This is a genomic window from Shewanella marisflavi, assembly GCF_002215585.1.
GTDB classification, from domain to species: domain Bacteria; phylum Pseudomonadota; class Gammaproteobacteria; order Enterobacterales; family Shewanellaceae; genus Shewanella; species Shewanella marisflavi.
Map to the genome: position 1 here is coordinate 1,338,149 of NZ_CP022272.1, position 18,478 is coordinate 1,356,626.

The following is an 18,478-nucleotide window of genomic DNA, read 5'->3' on the forward strand; positions in this document are numbered from 1 at the left end:
TGAAGGGAAGCGTTAAGCCAGTGGCTCAAGGGGTTTGTAGCGCAGCAGTTCGGCCGGTAGCTTGACCCCTTGTGCGCTGATGGCGTTGATACGCGCCAGATAGGCGGCGCCATACATCAGGTGTTTGGCCAGATCCACCGCGTGACGCTTGCTGTAGTCGTCCAGGTAGCTGCCCTTGGCCCATTGGTTGAAGGCGCCAAGTGCGGGGCCTGCCCAGATCTGATAGTCCATCTCACGGCCTTGCTCACCTGTGTTTGACCAGCGGCTAGACAGCCCCAGATACCAGCGGAAGATGAGCGCCATCTTACGCTTGGGGTTACCCTCGGCGCGCTCTATCTGCTTAGGATCGCGTTCATTAAAGTGAGCAACCGTACCGGCCCAGATCTCATCTAGGCTCGCGCGAAACACCTGCTTCTCCAGCTTGTCGCGCTCATCAACGGGTATCGCCTCTATCGAGTCGTAGCGGCTGTAAATCTCATACAGCTTATTGGCGCGCATAGGGAACAGGGTGCCACGCTTGACGACCTGTAGCTTAACGCCCATCTCAAACATGTCTGCGGCCGGAGCCATGGTGACATCCGCCATTTCGGTTGTGGCCAGCAGCTTACGGGTGTGGTCGCTGGCGCCAGCCTCGACACAGGCTTGGTTGATTGAGCCCGTGACTATGTAGGCGGCGCCCATGTTAAAGGTGGCTAGGGCCGCATCTGGGGTGCCAATGCCACCGCCACAACCAACGCGCAGGGGCGTCTCATATTGATACTTGGCCTGGATCTCCTCCTTAAGCGCCAGGATGGTGGGCAGCAGAGTCACCAGAGGACGGTTGTCTGTGTGACCACCTGAGTCAGCCTCGGCGGTGATGTCATCTGCCATGGGCACCAGTTGAGCCATCGCCATTTGATCATGGGTGATCAGGCCTTCATCGACCAGCTTTTGCAGCATCTTGACGGGCGCAGGTTGCATAAACTTTTCTGCGACTTCGGTGCGGCTCACCTTGGCAATCACCTTGTTGCCGATAATGACGTGACCGTTGGCGTCGCGGCTCAGGCCTGCGGCGCGGTAGTAAACGATTTGCGGTGTTAGTCCCAGAAAGGCAGAGGCTTCTACTGTGCGTACCTTGTGTTTAAGGAAGAGCTCGACGCTGCCGCGCTCGAGCGCTGGCTCGCTGGGGCTGTGGATCAGGTTAAACATGTAGGGGCCATTAGGTAGCGCGGTCTGGATACGCTCGATAGCCTGCTCGACCCGGCTTGGGATCAAACCTGCCGCGCCAAAGGAGCATAAGATCCCCGCCTTGCCCAGAGCGATCACTAACTCTTCCGATGAGATGCCGTTGGCCATGGCGCCGGCGTAGTAGGCGTATTTGACGCCGTGAACCCGGCGGAAGTTGCTGTCGCCCAGGCTCTCTGTGCCCAGTGCCGGGGTGAAGGCGCTGACAGGATGACCGGTTGCCTGCTCGCCGGTCGCCAGGCTGGCCTCTGTGGCGATACCTACGCCTTGGTCGCCATCGTTGACCACATAGCAGGCGCGGCTGAAATCTTTAAGCTGGCTCGCCATGGTGGCGCTGTCAAAGCTTATCTTGCTGTCGCTTACCTGCCATGGCCAAGGTGAAAGCTGCTCGTTTGCGGTAGTTGGATTCATTTAAACAAGAACCTTATTTTATGATGGCCGACTTAGGCAGTGCCTTGCACCTCTCCTAAGCCAGCCGCTTTTATTATGATTATTGGCTGAGCCGGATATCGGTCCGCTCAGTATCCCCTTAATTACTGCGCTTCTTCGATGCAGATCGCGATGTCGGTGATTTCGTAGATCCGCAGGCCATCCTTGCTCAGGCTGGCGTTACCTGTGATCACTCTCTTACCGGCTTCCTCTTTAATGGAGGTGATGCTGACATCCATCGACATCTGTTTGTTCAGTGGGTTTATCTGACCACGATACTTCCACTTGATATTGGAGAGGATCTGACCAAATTTCGGGTTGGTAAACCCGGTGCCCAAGTCTTTGCTGATGGCATAAGTCTGCATGGTTTCTATGATAGCTTCAACGCCTAATGAACCAGGCATTACAGGATCCTGATGGAAGTGGAACTGGAAGAACCAATCGCTAGGATCTATGGTGCGCTCGGCGTAGAGATAGCCCAGGCCGTGGGTGCCGCCGTTATCGACAATCTCGACGCTGTCGATAAAGTTCAGCTGACCGCCTGCTAGACGATAGTGGGGCTGACCTGTCGGCGCATTGAAGTGACGACTCTGTTTATCCAGCAGGTTGACCTTGATATCTGGTGCTATCCCCTTGGCCTGATGCCAAGGCTGAGTGACCTTACCATTGTCTAATCCCAGCTGATCTTTAAGCGCCTCGGCCTTGAAATAACCAAACACAGCTGTGCCGCGATAGAAGGGTTCACCATCTGTGCTCAGCTCGAAGCTAAAGCTCTGAATGATGTTGGTGCCAGCCATGACAGTGGAAAGTAGGCGTGAATCATTAACGATCGTCTTGCCGCGAAGATCCACCTGACGCAGCAGTTCGCCACTACCGTCTAAGTTACGGAAGAAGAGCTCGAGACCAGGGAAACCGAGTGTGGTGCCCATGTAGCCCGAGATAAAGCCGTTTGGCTGCAGGGCGATCTCCATCATCACAGAGTAGGGCATCAGCGCCTGATGGCTGTTGTTATCGAAATACCATGCATCCTTGGGGACCTCATATTCGGCAATACAGCTGGCAGGGCGCTTGAAGTCGCCGCGCTGGCCGTTAACCTCTATCACACGGGTGGTGAGCTGCAGATCACCACAAGGAGTGCGCGGCGGGATCATGCCGCGGTAGATAGCAAACTCTGGACCGAAGCATTTTTCGATATCGCCGGTGGCAAACTCGAACAGATGATACGGCGTAAAAGGCACAGTGTCGGGCACCCGGTTCGGGTAGTCAGGGATGACAGGCGCCTCCACATGCGTTAGCGGGATCACGCCCTTGTTAGGGGCGGCGTTGAGATCGGGGATCTGAGCCATCAGCGGTGCATTAGTCATCAGCGGAGCATTAGTCATCAGCGGGGCATTGGCTGATGCACCTTGACCGCTTTTGGCCTGTGAAGCGCCTTGCTTCGTCTCGAGAGCTGGGTAGCGGGTGCACTCAGATTCTTCTTTGATCATTACCCCCAGATTCTGGAAGTCCACCACCACCTTGCCATCAAGCAAGATATCGATATTCGCCTTGGCGTAAGGGCGTGGGCTAAAGCCTATCTCGGTCACTTCCATACGGTAGGTGAGACGAGCCGATTGCGGCAGCACCTGACCACGGCAACGTACCTTCTGCGAGGCATTCTCCAGTGGCTGGAAACGACCATTTTGGGTTTGGGTGTGCATGCCAAGGTGCAGCATGTAGAATTGCAGTAACTGGCCACAACCTTCGGCCATCAGTGAGCCGGCCATCACCTGGTCACCCTTGAAGTGACAAGGGAAGTACCAGTGGTTAGGCTCGAGCTGCTTATGGCCTTCGACCAGTCCAAGGCCCCAGGCGCCGCCGTTTCGTTCTACCTTGCTGACCTCTTCGATCATCAAGAACTTCTCGGAGGCGAAGCAGAGTGAGGGTTGCGCCGGGCCTGCGTGGGATGGACCGAAACAGCCTTGAATATCGGCCGACAAGAGTTTGTGGATCGCAGCATAATCAAATTGGCTGCGCGGACAGTCCAGGAGTGGATTAAAGGTCTGCTTAGCGGCGCGGCTGCGAGCCAGCAGCTCCTCTTCGGTGCGGATCACCCCTTTGCCGTCAGCCAGCTCGGCGTCGGTGAAGAAGCCAGCGCAGCCGCCATCCATCTTGAGGATCATGGTATCGCCAACGAAACATTCGTAGGAGAAGAAGAACAGCAGGGTATCGCCATTTCGGGCGAAGTTGTTGATCTTAATCTCATACCTTAGGGTATCGCCGCCGCGGGGTAGGTCCCCTAAGAAGGTGAGGGTACAGTCAAGCAGGCGATAGACTCGCTCGCCCTTGTTCTCGAAGTCTATGCCCAGGTAGCTAATTAGCATGAGGTCACACTGACCCGATTCCACCGCGACCGCCCAAGGGATCTGACCATCGACCAGGTAGGGGGCATCCACTGGAATGTCGTATTCCGTGGTCATGGTGCTGGGCTTATATTCGCCCAGTTTGGCATCAAGCTCTGTAACCCGTGATACCAGCAGATAATCTGTAGTGGGCAGGCGCACACGGCGTGAATAACTGTCGATGACGTCATACTCTGGGCCGAATACTTTGGCAATATCGCCCTCGGCGTATTCAACCAGATCATGGTAGTCCCAGATGCAGGGCTTATGGGCTGGAACTGGCGCGCGGTAGGGCGAGACCAGATCATGCCTTGGCCTGAGTGGCATCTGGGTGACGCTTGAGGCCGCAGCTGACGCCGATGGGCTACCTATGGCTTGGGCCAGTTGCTGCTTAAGCAGCAGGTCGGCCACTTTCAGGCCTGATTCACGGCTCTTGAGGAAAGCGAGATGGGCCTGACGGGCCTTTTGTTGATTGTCATGAAAGGCGCTGAGATCAGGGTTGCTGATCGGTGAGCCTGGTGGCTGAGCTGAATGCTGGGTCATAGTGGGTAAGTTACCTGTTGCATCGCCTGTCATCGACGGCGTGGCAAACTGTGATTCTTGAGTCGTGTTCGAATTAACCTGGCCTAAATAGCTTATAAGCTTGGCCACTTTTTTCGGTTTAGTCTGAACTTGTCCTTTGGCCGCGGCCAACTTATCTTGCAGCGCTGACAGTTGCGTCAGCGGCTGGGTCAGTATGTGGTCTATGATGCCGGGTCCACCCAGGGTGACCCGCTTGATCAGGCTACGCCCCTCATGGGTGGTGAGATCCTGGTCTAGCCTTTGGGTCAGCGCGCTGCGTTGGGCATGAGTTTGAGTAAGGTGCACCAAGGCGCTCTGATCTTCGCTGAAGTTGGCGACCAAGGCATTGTCCGCGTTTTCTTGTGTCATGCGCAGCAGTGTGGCGATAAGGCTGGTCATGCCGGCGGCGGCAAAGCTGTGGCCCAGTTGTTGGTCGCTCTGCACCAGACGAGCCTGCGCCGTAGGCAGCTGCGCTATCAGCTGTTGGGGCTGATGCTGGCTGCAAGGCGCCACACTCATCTCGACCAGTGAGATCTGATCGGCATCTGTGCCATTGAGGGTCAATAGCTCATCGCACAGGCGCGCTAATTGATGCTGAGGACCAAAGTTGAGGCTCTCTATCTTGCCATAGGCGCTTGCGCCACGCTGGCTTTGGTGAGATGAGGTTTCCAGCACCAGGGCGCCGGCGCCTTCCGCCAGTCGCCAGCCGTTTGGATGGCTCTGACTGGCCACGGGGGCGATAGCATTTTTCAGCATCACCTGCTCCAGGCTGCCACAGAGATCGACCGCGGCGATCACCACGGCATCAAGCTGCTCCTGCACCATGATATTTTCCGCCACATCCAGGGCGCGGCCCACAGATTGCTCGCCAGCGGAGATGGTGAAGGCCGGACCGCTGAAGTCCCACAGGGAGGCGATACGCGAGGCCATGATGTTGCCGATAAAGCTGGTGTATTGGTTTAGCTTGGCGGCGTCGAGCACGCTGTCCATGGCTAAGGCCTCAAGCTCACGATACTGGCTGTCACTCAGGCTGGCGCCCATGGCATCCAGACTCTGTTTGAGCTGAGTGTGCAGGTTTACCCGTCCGCGGAACTGGTGCAGTTCCAGCTCTGTCTCCATGGCGACCAAGACGGCCACTTTTTGCCCTGGCTGTAACGCTGCGTCGCGTATCGCTTCGTCGGCGACTTTCATCAGCATCAGCTGTTGGCCGATAAGGCGATCGTCTTCATTGGGAGGCAGTTTAAAGCGCAGAAAATCCAGCTCGAAGCTATCTACATAGGCGCCTTGGGGGGCCGAGTCGAGGCCAAATTGTGCTAGCAGTTCTGGGTGCTGATCTAACCCTTTCCAGCGCGCTGGTGGCAGGGGCACAAAGGCCTCTTGCTCTTGGCGAATACAGGTGTCGAGTGCGTTAATGCTGCCAAGAGGGCCAAGATGCGCCGCAATACCACTGATCACAAATTGCGGTGTCGAGCCGTTGTGACAAGGCGCAGTTAACTGCGGCGATGTCACTGTGGTTGAAGGCTCGCACTCTGTGGGCGTATAGGATTCTAACAACAGATGAGCATTACAGCCGCCGAAGCCAAATACCGACACCCCGGCTAATCGCGCCGCGTTATCGGCCTTAACTGGCCAAGGCGTCACCTGACTGGGCAGGGTATGAGCGCCAAATAGACCATTTGGCGATTCGATGGCCTCACTGAGGTTAATTCCTGGCGGTAACACGCCCTGACGCATGGCGAAGATCATCTTCATGATTCCTGGCATGCCTGCGGCGGTAAGTAAATGCCCGAGGTTGGACTTGGCCGAGCCTATCATGGGCGCGCTTGCACCTTCGAGCCTAGGGGCAAAAAATTGCTCCATAGAGGCCAGCTCTACCTTGTCTCCCAGCGGGGTGCCCGTGGCGTGGCATTCGATCACTTCGATATGTTTGGGATCGACGCCGCCGTCGCGATAGGCACGCTCGAAGGCCTTGACCTGCCCCTTACTGTTGGGGCTGAGCACAAACTGTCCCTTGCCGTCATTAGACAGGCCGATGCCGCTGACAATGGCGTAGATCTTATCATTATCACGCTCGGCGTCTTCGAGGCGTTTGAGTGCCAGTACCCCAGCGCCTTCTCCGGCAAACAGCCCCTTGGTATTACGATCGAAGGGGGCCGAGAAGCCATGCTCTGGGTAGGCGTGGAAGATGGAGAAGCCCATGTTAATAAAGAAAGGGTCGGCGCCGGAGACGGCGCCCGCCAACATAAGATCGGCCTTGCCTGTGTTGAGATAGTCGCAGGCTAGTTTCAGCGAATAAACTGAGCTGGCGCAGGCGGCATCCAGGCTAAGCTGAACGCGCCCAAGGCCAAGGGCATCGGCCACTAGCTTAGAGGTGTTGTGGGCAATAGCACCATTGGCAACGTCTAAGGTGGTGGCAGCCGGACTATGGGCGTTGTAGTCGCTCAGGCTGAAGTCTGGACAGGCCAGCTTCTGCTTAAGGGCTTTTTCTACCGCCTTATGGTAGAGGGGCAGAAACAACTCATTCGATTTTGCCGTAGGGAAAGAGAGGGTGCCCATGATGATGCCGCAGCGTGATAGCTGAGGAGAGTCCAGGGCAATGCCCGCATCGAGCAGGGCATTGCGACTGGTGTCCAGCGCCCACAGCAGGCTATCGTCCATCCCCTGAAGTTGTTCGGGCGGCAGCTTATAGCCATAGGGATTAAAGTGAAAATCTTCAATATACCCGCCCTTATCGCAGTAGAAGCGATCGGCCTCGCCCTGTTCGCCACGATAGTCGGCTAAATGGGCGCCGAGCTTGTCATCGCTGAGTTGGGTACGAGAGTCGCGTTTGTCGAGCAGGTTTTGCCAAAACTGCTTAGGGGTCTTGGCGTCCGGGTAGAGGTTTGCCAGACCCACGATGGCAATCTTGCCATGACCTCGGGTCTTGCTTGGCGCTTGTTTGGCAGAAGGCGCTTCATTTGAAGGCATTAGACTTCCTCTTGAAATAGGGTATTGGCGAGCGGGGGCTCACCTTGAGCGCTGCGCTGTTGCAGCTTAGCCAGTTCACGCTTGAGTCCCAGTTGCAGCACAGTGAGGCTGACGGGAACTCTGTGGCTGATCAGTGTGCCCAAGGCTTTGAGCAGGGTGATCACCTCGTTTGCGCCGCGGGCATTGACCGGCACGCTGACGTGGGGTGTCTCGCTGGCTTTTAGAATTTTATCTATCAGGGTGCAGTTTTGTCTGTCGGCACCGACCTCGACAAATAGCGCTGCGCCCTGATGGGTTGCGCTCTGGATGAGCGACTCAAAATCGAGGCGATGGCAGAAGGTCTTGGCTATCGAGGTCGCGATAGCTTCGGCACTCAGGGCCTGAGTCTCGTTGACGGCGCCATCTTGGCCATCGATGAGGCTGGCGGCGCTGATAAATTTGACCGGATGCTCGGCGGCTTCGGCCATGAGAGCCTGATGATAGAAGGCCTGCACCTGCGACTGCAGGCTTAAGGCCGGTGGCGTATGCATGGCGGTCACTCGATTGGCGGCTATGCCACGCTTACCCAGTTCCTGTAACAGGGCCTGGCAACTGGCCTGACAGCCAGCGATCACGCAGGTATCCCCCTGAGTGATGGCAAGATAGGCTCTGGGGTAACGCTCCAGCAAAGGCTGAATATCATCGCCTTGGCATCGCACCAGAAAATTGTTCCATTCGAGAGGGTCGTTCTCTGACAGTTGCCAGTGACGACGAACCGCCTTGAGCGGACCTGAGATCTCCTCGGTAAACAGGGGATCGCTCAGGGTCTTATCGATCAAGCTATGGGGATCTTGCCACACATCCAGGCTTGCCCACATGGCGGCTTCACCCATGGAGTAACCCAGGGCAAAGTGAGGCTGCACTGCAAATTCATCCACCAAGAGCTTGGTCAGCAGGTAGCTGGCGCCCACACCGGCAATAGCCATCTTGCTTAGAGGCATCTGCTGAGTGCCAGCCTTATCATCTTGATAGATCATATCGGCCTGCAGCATCGCCTTGAGATCTCCTTGCTGCTGCAAGCGGCTAAACAGGGCCGGAAAGTAGCTGTGCAGCTCATGCAGCATATCTGGGTAGATGGTGCCAACGCCGGGATAAACGAAGGCCAGCTTGGCCTGACCCAGCGGCGCGGTGCTGAAATAGCTACCCGATGGCGTACGGTATTCCCCTTTCTCCTTACAGATCTTGGCCAGCGCCTGGCTCATGGCGGTGATCTCCTGCCCAAGCGCCTCGATACTTATGGCCTGTAAACAGATCACAAAACGTGTCGGGCCGCTGGTGACAAAGGCATCGAGATTTTGCTGCATCAGCTCAATGATCGCCATCTCCCGCGCTAAGGGCTCGGTCTGTGATAAGGCGAGCTTATCCAAGGCCGCCGCCAGGGCCCATAGACCTTGGTTGAGCGTGGCTTCACTGCTACCGGGTAGCAGAAAGAACAGCTGGCTGGCCGATAGTAGCGAACGCGCCTTGAGCCGGCCTGTGCCCTGTGTCAGCACCATGGCCAGATGAGTTTGCGCTTTCCCTTGCTGAGGCTGGGTATTCTCCAGGGTAAGCGTCGCCACTCGCCCTTGATAGGGCTCGGTAAACCAATAGTGACGCCGAGTATCTGAACGCCTAATGGTTCGCTGAGCAATATCAGCGATCAGGCGACACAAGGCGTCGAAGCCCTTGTTCATGTCATTGATATGCGCTCTGCACTGAACACTATCCGGTTGGCGTTTGGCCTGTGCCAGCGCGCCTTGCAGTGCACTGCTCTGGCTTTGACCATATTGCAGCGCCGCCAGATGGGCATGAGGGTGCAGCTTGTGCTGCGCCGCCTTGAGCGCTGGCATCAGCAGCAATGTTTGCTGGGCGCCTTGCAGGCAAACCAGATCGCCTGTGGCGACCCAGCTCACTGCCTGCTCTAGTGTCTGAGCCAGCTTATTCTCAGTAAGGTCAGTCTCAGTTTGGTCAACTTGCAGCTCTCGAACTGGCTGATTGGCTAAGGTATCGGGCAAGGCTGCATCTTTTGGCAACAGCAAGAGGGCGACCCGCAGTGGGGTCGCGCCTTCGCTGTTAGCGTTAGCATTGCTTACCTTTTGGCCAAACTCCTGGGTCACTGCGTCGCCTCCTCGTTGGCCGTTTCACCGCGCGCGCCGTGTGGCACGAAAGCGGCATTGAGGGTTGAGCTTATGGTGATCCTGGCCCCTTTCATCAGGGCGCTCAGGCGGCCATCTTGATGGTAAAGCGCCACATCGGCCGTCAGGCTTCTGCGATTGCTCTTGACCACGTTCAGCTCGATATAGCCGGTTTCGCCGCCGTGCATCGGCTGCACACTGATGAACTCGTCGATGGCCGATGGCAAACTGGCCGCCCCATAGCTGAGCCTTGCCCAGACCAACATGGCTTGGAGCAAGAGATCCTCAGCAAAAGGCTGACAGCCTGCGCTGCTTAGGCTAGGTATAAACTCGCCGCAGTCGGCTTCGCGCACCTGGGGCAGGCTAACAGAGGCGATAAGGCCCTGCTCATCGAACTTAAGTACCTTATCTAATCCCTGCAGTCTTGGCCCATGAAACAGGGTGCCGTCACTGTAGAGCGTGCTGGCATCGGTGACCGCCTCGTTATTGTACTGCCCCTCGAAGGCCTTGATTGGCGCCGAGCTGTCCTCGCTATCCATCAAACAAAGGCTCGCCTGGTACTGCGGCCGTCCCTCGCTGCTTATTGAGGCCTGAATGGCCGTCAGGCTATCGCCCTTATATTCTGGGGTTAGCGTAAGCACTAAGGTTTGCGGCGCTTCGGTGTCGAAAATAATGCCTTTGAGCAGCTTATAGCTGCGCACCTTTACCGGGGCGCCAATGTGCGCCCGAGCGGCTTCACGCATCCATTGGATAGCACAAACCGTCGGTAATACCGGGTTACCGCCGATCACATGGTCTGAGACAAAGGCCATGGTCGCGGGCGTTAACTGGCGCGTTAAGGTGACAGGCGGCAGCGGATGCTGTGCGACGTGCACCTCATCCGCATCAGGCTTTTTTACTGAGCTTGCCTCATCGGCTTTAGCTGTGTTGCCTTGCATATCACTGCCTACCAGCAGCTGCGCGCCACTTGGGCTTAGCAACTTGGTGGCAAACAGCTCGGCACCCGCCTGCAGTGGGATCACATAGACGCCGCGCTCGACAAACATCTTCTTCAGCGCAGGATTGACCATGCCGCCATCCCAAGGGCCCCAGTTAAAGCTCATCACCTTGGTCTGCTCGTTTAACTGAGTCAGTTGCAGTGCCGCCTTGTTGAGGATCTCGTTCGCCATGGCGTAGTCACTCTGGCCTGTGTTGCCATAGAAACCCGCCGCCGAAGAGAAGAGGGCAACCAGTTTAAGCTGTGTCATATCAAGTACAGAGAGCAGAGCTTGTAAGCCTCTAACCTTAGTGCCATAAACACGCGCTAGCTCGTCGAGCTGCTTGTCTTGAATATGTTTATCGGCCAATACACCGGCGCCGTGGATAAGGCCTGTGATAGGGCTTATCTGGGTGATGATCCCCAGCGCATGGGTGATAGACTCGCTGTTGGTCACATCCATGGCGAGATATTCGGCCGATGCACCTACCGCCTCGAAGGCTTTCAGGGCGGCGTCAATCTCAAGGCTGCTCTTGATCGGCCAGATTAAGGCATCTATCTGCTTAGGCGTTGGCTTGTCACCGCTAGCCATAATATGGGCGATAGCAGCCTGCTTGAGTTGATCGACAGACTTACCTTGTGCCCAGCTTGGTCTTTCTGCCGCCGAGAGATGTTGGCTGCGACCTGCGAGGATAAAGTGCGACTGACAACGCTTGGCCAGCGCTAAGGCGCATTCGAAGGTCACCCCTTTTGCACCCCCGGTCACCAGTATTTTATCTGTACTGTCTAGGTTGGCGGCTTGGGTGTGTATCGCTGCCTGCCCTGGCTGTAAAGCGTGGCGGGACAATTGTCCGTCGGTATCGACACTGATACCCACCTCGCTAAGCTGGGTCTGTGCATCGAATAACTCAGCCACTATGGCATCGCCCAGCTGAGCGGCGCTCATCGTTGGGGCGAGATCCAGCGCGCGGCAGAACACCTCAGGCCACTCGTGGCTTAGTGTCTTAGTCAGGCCCGACAGTGCAGCCTGATTGAGCTCACTCTTGGCCAGCAGTTCAGGTGACAGGTAGCCGAAACCGCCATCGATACGGCTGACGCTGAAGAAACAGCGGCGTCCAGTTTGTTGACTCAGTTGACCATGCAGGTGCTTAGCCCACAGGAAGGCTGAGCTGAGATGGTTAAACCCTGTCTCGGTTAGCGAAAGCGCTGGCGTGGCCTCACTGTCAGCCATGGGCTGCAGGTGAACAAAGCCTTTGATAGCGCCATGCTCGGCTAGGATCTCAGCCATGCTCTCCTGAATGTCGGCTTCGCTTAACCCTTTTGGCTGCACGCTAGACACGGCGCTGCTTAGCGGTGACTGTGGCATCCCCTGAGGAAGTCGCACCACCACGACATTGAGCCCTTTGTTGCTGAGTTTCTCGGCCAGTACCCCGGCATTGTGACCATCATCTTGGATCACCAGGGTAGCATTGGCGGCGAAACCCTCGGCATCAGGCTTCGCCGCTTCAAGCTTTTTTAGCGCCACCTCGCTGTGAGGCGGTAACTCGACTAAAGGTTCGGCGGAGATGGCTTGCACCTGGTTAATCGTGGCGCTCTCCTCTTGCTTGCCTGTCGTTTCTGCCATAGCGCCCGCGGCGGCTTGTTGGCCATGATCGCCCGCGGCGGGCAGCTTGCTGTTCATGTAAGCGACGATTTCACCCAGAGTGCGGCACTCGGCCAGATCTTCTGGGTTGAGATCCGGTAGTCCCGGTAGCTCATCCTGAACTGTGCCTAAGATCTCGACCCGTTTAATTGAGTCGATGCCTAGGTCGGCTTCCATATCCATCTCAAGGGCCAGCATTTCAGTTGGGTAACCTGTCTTGTCGGCCACCACGCTCAGCATGGTCTGCTGCACCTGTGATGATGATAAGCCAGCTTGAGTTTGTGCTGTCGGCTGTTGGCTGGTCATAGCGCCCGCGGCGGCTTGTTGAACATGAGCGCCTGCAGCTGGCAGCTTGCTGTTCATATAGCTAACAATTTCACCTAGGGTGCGACACTCGGCCAGATCTTCTGGGTTGAGCTCCGGTAGTCCCGGCAGTTCGTCTTGAACTGTGCCTAAGATCTCGACCCGCTTGATAGAGTCGATGCCTAGGTCGGCTTCCATATCCATCTCGAGGGCCAGCATCTCAGTCGGGTAACCTGTTTTATCAGCTACCACGCTCAACATGGTCTGCTGCACCTGTGATGATGACAAGCCAGCTTGAGTTTGTGCTGTCGGTTGTTGGTTGGTCATAGCGCCTGCGGCGGCTTGTTGAACATGAGCGCCTGCAGCGGGCAGCTTGCTGTTCATATAGCTAACAATTTCACCCAGGGTACGGCACTCGGCCAGATCTTCCGGGCTGAGGTCTGGCAATCCTGGCAGCTCATCCTGCACTGTGCCTAAGATCTCCACCCGCTTGATAGAATCGATACCAAGGTCGGCTTCCATGTCCATCTCAAGGGCCAGCATCTCGGTTGGGTAACCTGTCTTATCGGCCACCACGCTCAGCATGGTCTGCTGCACCTGTGATGATGACAAGTCATTAGCAGGCGTAGCGCTTGCTTGTTGAATATGGGTACCTGCAGCTGGCAGCTTGCTGTTCATGTAGGCGACGATCTCACCCAGGGTACGACACTCGGCCAGATCTTCTGGGCTGAGTTCAGGCAGTCCTGGCAGCTCATCTTGTACTGTGCCTAAGATCTCCACCCGCTTGATAGAATCGATGCCAAGGTCGGCTTCCATATCCATCTCAAGGGCCAACATCTCGGTTGGGTAACCAGTCTTATCGGCCACCACGTTCAGCATGGTCTGCTGCACCTGTGAAGATGAAAGGCCGTTGACTGCTGCGGTGCTTGTTTGAGCTTGTACTGATGGCTGCGTGCTAATCGTAGCGCTCGATTGTTGACTATGAGAACCTGCGGCGGTTTGTTGAACAGGAGCGCCTGCGGCGGACAGTTTACTGTTCATATAGTCGACGATTTCACCCAGGGTGCGGCACTCGGCCAGATCCTCTGGGCTGAGTTCGGGTAGGTTTGGCAGCTCATCTTGTACTGTGCCTAAGATCTCCACCCGCTTGATAGAATCGATGCCAAGGTCGGCTTCCATGTCCATCTCAAGGGCCAGCATCTCGGTTGGGTAACCGGTTTTATCGGCTACAACGTTTAGCATGGTCTGCTGCACCTGTTCACTGCCCAGATTAACACTTGGCGCCATGCTCACTGGCTCAATGGCAGGTGATTGCGCAGGTGCCATTGGTTGAGGGGCGATAGGCTGCACAGTTTGCTGCACTTTAGCAGGTGTAGCCACTGGCGGATTAACCGTCGCTTGTACCTGAGGTACTGGCGTAACTGCTGGCGCGGCCGGCGGCACAGTGGCTTTTACTGGGGTTGGCGCCGAAGTCGATGCTGGCGTGAATGCAACCTGGCTAGGCGTGCTCGCCTGCTCAGCCACAGCTCCTTGGCTGAGCAGGCTTAAGGCGCTTTGATGGCTTTGGGCTTGCAGCTCAAGGAACTGGGTATGGCTCTGTAGTGTCTGGGCCTGGTGTTGGTGGAACTGCTCCATTGAACGTTGCAGACTCTCAGGGATCGCCACACCTGCGGCGGCCATTTGAGCTTGCGCCGTCATCAGCTGAGTGAAGGTGTCACCATATTGCTGAGGAATGGCGAGGAACTGCTGATGCAGCTGGGCCGTTTGTTGCTGCGCCGCGAAGAATTGGCTCAGGGCATCGCCATTGCCTGCTTGTAGCTGACTGCTTGCTTGGGTGTGGCTCTCGATGGCTGTTTGAGCCGGAGATACCTGCTGTGCTGGGACTGATTTTTCCACTATCTTCTCTACTTCTACAATTTTTTCAACTTCGACCAGTTTTTCCACTTCCACGATCTTTTCTTCGATCAGGGTATTGGAAGAAATAGTGCCTGCATGGAGTGACTTTTCCATCTTGGCTTTGGTCGCCGGACTAATATAGTTGGTCGCGTTGAGGGTGATGTTCATTGGCGATGCTGGCTCAATCGGCGCCGGCTCGGCGCAATAGGGATCCAGTTGCTCGAGCGCTATGCCGTTGACGGCCAGCTGAATCGCCGCCTGGCGAAGTTGCAGGTCGCTGTCGCCCTTAGGGTTAGGGTTTAGGCTGATGGTACTAATGGAGTCAAGCTGCTCGCTCAAGGTACCCTCGACCAATTTTTGCAGAATATTCTTAGGGCCAAATTCGACAAATATCCGCGCGCCATCGTCATACATCGCCTTTAACTGCTCGCTAAAGCGCACCGATTGCAGCATGTGCTGCTTAAACTCACTCTTGATGGTCTTGGCGATATTGGCATAGCGACCACCGCTGGCATTGGCATACACAGGGCGCTGCGGCTTAGTAAACTTCACCTTATCGATCGCCTTGGCAAAAGGTGCCTGTGCATGGCCCACGAGTGGGGTGTGGAAAGCGCCGGAAACTGGCAGGGCAATTGCTTTAAAGCCGAGTTCGCTCAGGGCGCTGGCAGCTTGTGCCGTGGCCTGGGTTGGACCTGCGATGACCAGTTGAGTCGGTGCGTTGTAGTTGGCGACCTTAACCCCCTCAAAGGCGGTAAGGGTTGATTCCAGTCGAGTCAGATCTTCGGCGGTTTTGGTGATGATGGCATACATGGCACCGCGATCGGCACCCTCGGCACTTTGGCTGGCCATGGCATCGCCACGGGCAAATGTCAGCTGGTAGTAGTCTTCCAGGCTGATCACGCCGCTAGCGCACAGGGCGCTAAGTTCACCAAAGCTATGACCGGCAAGCATATCGGCTTCAAAGCCCGCGGCGCTCAGCAGAGCATATTGCCCCATGGAGATGGCGCCGATGGCGCTCTGGGCATTAGCGGTATTGGTCAGTAGTGCCTCTTGTGCCTTGCGCTCCTCAGTCGTGAAGACTGGCACCGGGTACACCAGTTGCGACAACGGCGTCTTATCCTGGCTGGCAAACACCTTGTCGGCCAGTACAAATTGCTCGCGCATCTCAGGGAAGTGGCAGGCAAGCTCAAGCCCCATATTGAGGTATTGGGCGCCTTGACCGGCAAACAGGGCGGCAACCTTAGCCTCTGTTGGCGCGGCGCGGCGGTAATATACGCCTCCCGGTAGTGACCATTGTGCCTGGTCATCGCCTTGTAATTTGGCCTCGGCCTGACTCAATAGTTTATTGAGTTCATCTCTGTCTCGTGCAACCAGACCCAGTCGCGGCGCATCGGCCGTCAGGGCGCGCAGCGGGTGTTGCTTGGCCAGGATTTCCAGAGACTCACTTGCGTTTGCCGTTAACAACTGGCGCAGGTTTTTGAGCAGGTCAGCCTTATCGGCGCCGCTGATCAGTAAGCTTTGAGGCACGGCGCGCTGGCGGAATTGGGTCAGCTTGCCCTGATCTCGGCTATGTTCGCTCTGGTACTCTTCGAGCACAAAGTGGAAGTTGGTGCCACCAAAACCGAAAGAGCTGATCCCGGCGCGGCGTGGCGTGCCATCGGGACGCGGCAGCCAAGGGCGGGTCTCGGTATTGAGGTAGAAGGGCGACTGCTCAATATTTAGCTTAGGGTTAGGCAGATTCACATTGATAGTGGGCGGTAACACCTTGTGGTGTAGCGCCAGCGCCGCCTTGATAAGGCCAGCGGTACCCGCGGTGGACTTAGTGTGACCTATCTGAGATTTCACCGACCCCAGGGCAATATGTTGTTTGCTGTCGCAGCCTTCGCTAAACACAGAGGTCAGGCCGTTAAATTCGGCCACATCGCCAGCGGCGGTACCAGTGCCGTGAGCCTCGACAAGGCCGAGAGTGTGCGGCGCAAATCCCGCATCATCATAGGCGCGTTTCAGTGCCTTGGCCTGGCCTTCTGGGCGCGGTGCATAGATAGATTTAAACTTGCCGTCCGATGAGGCGCCAACGCCTTTGATCACCGCATAGATGCGATCGCCATCGCGCTCGGCATCTTCCAGACGCTTAAGCGCCACCATGCCAATCCCTTCGCCTATCATCATCCCTTTTGAATCGACATCAAATGGTTGTATCGTTTCGTTGGTGGTAAAGGCTGGGGTCTTGGAGAAACTCATGTACATAGAGGGTGAGTTATCTGTGCAGACGCCGCCGGTGATCATCATCTCAGAGCGGCCTTCTACGAGTTCGCTGAGCGCCATACGCATGGCGGCCAGAGAGCCGGCGCAGGCAGCGTCGACTACGCAGTTCATGCCGCCTAAGTCAAAGCGGTTAGCGATACGTCCGGCGATCACATTACCCAGAGAGCCGGGGAAAGAGTTTTCTTCCCAGTGGATATATTGATCCTGGAACTTCTTGATCAGCATCTCGCTGTCGGCGTCGCTGATGCCGCTGTGTTTAAACACCTTTTTGAGCACAGGATATTGCAATCTGGCATTGAGGCTGTGGCTGATCTTCTGACCACCGCCCACCCCTAAGGTGATACCTATCTTGTTTCTGTCATAGTCGCCAGGCAGATTAGCGTCGGCGAGCACCTCTTTGGCCACAATGAGGGACAACAGCTGCGAGGTGTCGGTGAGCTCCAAAATGTTGGGCGGCAGACCAAACTCCATAGGGTTGAAGTTAACCTCAGGCATGAAACCGCCACGCTTACAGTAGCTCTTATCGGGCGTGGATTTGTCGGCATCATAGTAATCTTCTGCCTGCCAGTGGGTGTCCGGCACCTCGGTAATGGCATCTATCTTGTCGCAGATAATATCCCAAAACTTGTTGAGATAGCGCGAGTTGGCAAAGATGCTGGCCATGCCAACAATGGCAACGGGCATATCTTTTAGACGCTTATTGAGTCGCTTGTCTTCGCTGTGCGTCGAGCTTGTTGTATCGGTTTGGCTCATTATGAGTCTCCGTTAACCACCTGAAGCTCAGGTGTTTGAATGTCAGCGCCGGGTGTTAGCTGTGCCATGGTGGCACCGGGGAAGCGCTGTAAAAATGTGTGGTAGTTGCGCACCAATAACTTACGCAGATGAAAGGGGCCAAAGCGCAGTACATGTTTAATGTAACGCTTGGTGGCCTGGGTATTACCGTCTTGATAGATATCTAAGTAGATCCAGTCACTATCGGGATCTATGCCCAGCAATACAGAATTTGGTTGTGCGTCTGTGAGCTGAGGCGGTAGCGTGAGCGAGGCCACCTGCAACACGCTGTCGCCATCTGCTTGGGGCAGGGCTAAGGTGCGAGCCAGTGTCTCTGGATTTAAGGTATAGGTGACTATGTCGCTGCCCTGAGCGATAGGTAGCTGGTTAAAATAGTGCTCGGGCACCTGAGGGGGTTCGATACTGCCGATGCGCGATACGCCATAACGTTTGAGGCAACGGGCGAGTCCAGAGCGTGACACATTGGGATTGATAAACTCCTGGGTCACCTTCAGTAGTCTGTCCAGGGGCATCTTAAGCTGATAGCGCAGGCCGACCACCACATACTCCTGCATAGGGGTCAGCGTGGTATTGAGGTGATGGGGCGTATTGGGTGTGTCGTTGATCGAGTCACGCCTGCGCCATTTACGCACCGTTGCCTCGCTGATATTGAGCACTTTTGCCAGCTGACTCACAGGTAGATCTGAGTCCTGAATAAAGCGTCTCATCTCGGGCGTGGTGGTGGCATTCTTGTGCCGGTACTCACTGGCGCTCAGTTTACCCCCGCTAGAATGGGTCTCGGCGGGTGGCGTCTTGTGATTGGGCTTTTCGCGCATAGATATTATCGGTTTCCATCAATAATCTATTGGGACAAATCATAAATCGGCCTATGTTACCGAGGACGAATTCC

At 56.2% G+C, this 18,478-nt stretch carries 5 protein-coding genes; all 5 read right to left on the minus strand.

What is annotated here, in order from left to right:
* Positions 1-12: 12 nt before the first annotated feature.
* Positions 13-1,635, minus strand: a complete 1,623-nt coding sequence (gene pfaD, locus CFF01_RS05970) for an eicosapentaenoate synthase subunit PfaD (RefSeq protein WP_033537530.1) — start codon at positions 1,633-1,635, stop codon at positions 13-15.
* A gap of 122 nt (positions 1,636-1,757) precedes the next feature.
* Positions 1,758-7,562, minus strand: a complete 5,805-nt coding sequence (locus CFF01_RS05975) for a hotdog fold thioesterase (protein WP_088904190.1) — start codon at positions 7,560-7,562, stop codon at positions 1,758-1,760.
* Positions 7,562-9,697, minus strand: coding sequence for a PfaB family protein (locus tag CFF01_RS05980; RefSeq protein WP_088904191.1), 2,136 nt, complete (start codon positions 9,695-9,697; stop codon positions 7,562-7,564). The genes CFF01_RS05975 and CFF01_RS05980 overlap by 1 nt, the downstream gene beginning before the upstream one ends.
* Positions 9,694-17,550 carry a type I polyketide synthase gene (locus CFF01_RS05985; RefSeq protein ID WP_088904192.1) on the minus strand — a complete coding sequence of 2,619 codons (7,857 nt, stop codon included), beginning with the start codon at positions 17,548-17,550 and terminating at the stop codon, positions 9,694-9,696. The genes CFF01_RS05980 and CFF01_RS05985 overlap by 4 nt, the downstream gene beginning before the upstream one ends.
* Complete coding sequence (locus CFF01_RS05990; protein WP_033537532.1) at positions 17,550-18,404, minus strand: helix-turn-helix domain-containing protein; 855 nt, start codon at positions 18,402-18,404, stop codon at positions 17,550-17,552. The genes CFF01_RS05985 and CFF01_RS05990 overlap by 1 nt, the downstream gene beginning before the upstream one ends.
* Positions 18,405-18,478 lie beyond the last annotated feature (74 nt).

What these genes read in the sequence shown, in the direction of transcription:
- pfaD (WP_033537530.1), bottom strand. Translation starts at nt 1,635, where the DNA reads ATGAATCCAACTACCGCAAACGAGCAGCTTTCACCTTGGCCATGGCAG.
- CFF01_RS05975 (WP_088904190.1), bottom strand. Translation starts at nt 7,562, where the DNA reads ATGCCTTCAAATGAAGCGCCTTCTGCCAAACAAGCGCCAAGCAAGACC.
- CFF01_RS05985 (WP_088904192.1), bottom strand. Translation starts at nt 17,550, where the DNA reads ATGAGCCAAACCGATACAACAAGCTCGACGCACAGCGAAGACAAGCGA.
- CFF01_RS05990 (WP_033537532.1), bottom strand. Translation starts at nt 18,404, where the DNA reads ATGCGCGAAAAGCCCAATCACAAGACGCCACCCGCCGAGACCCATTCT.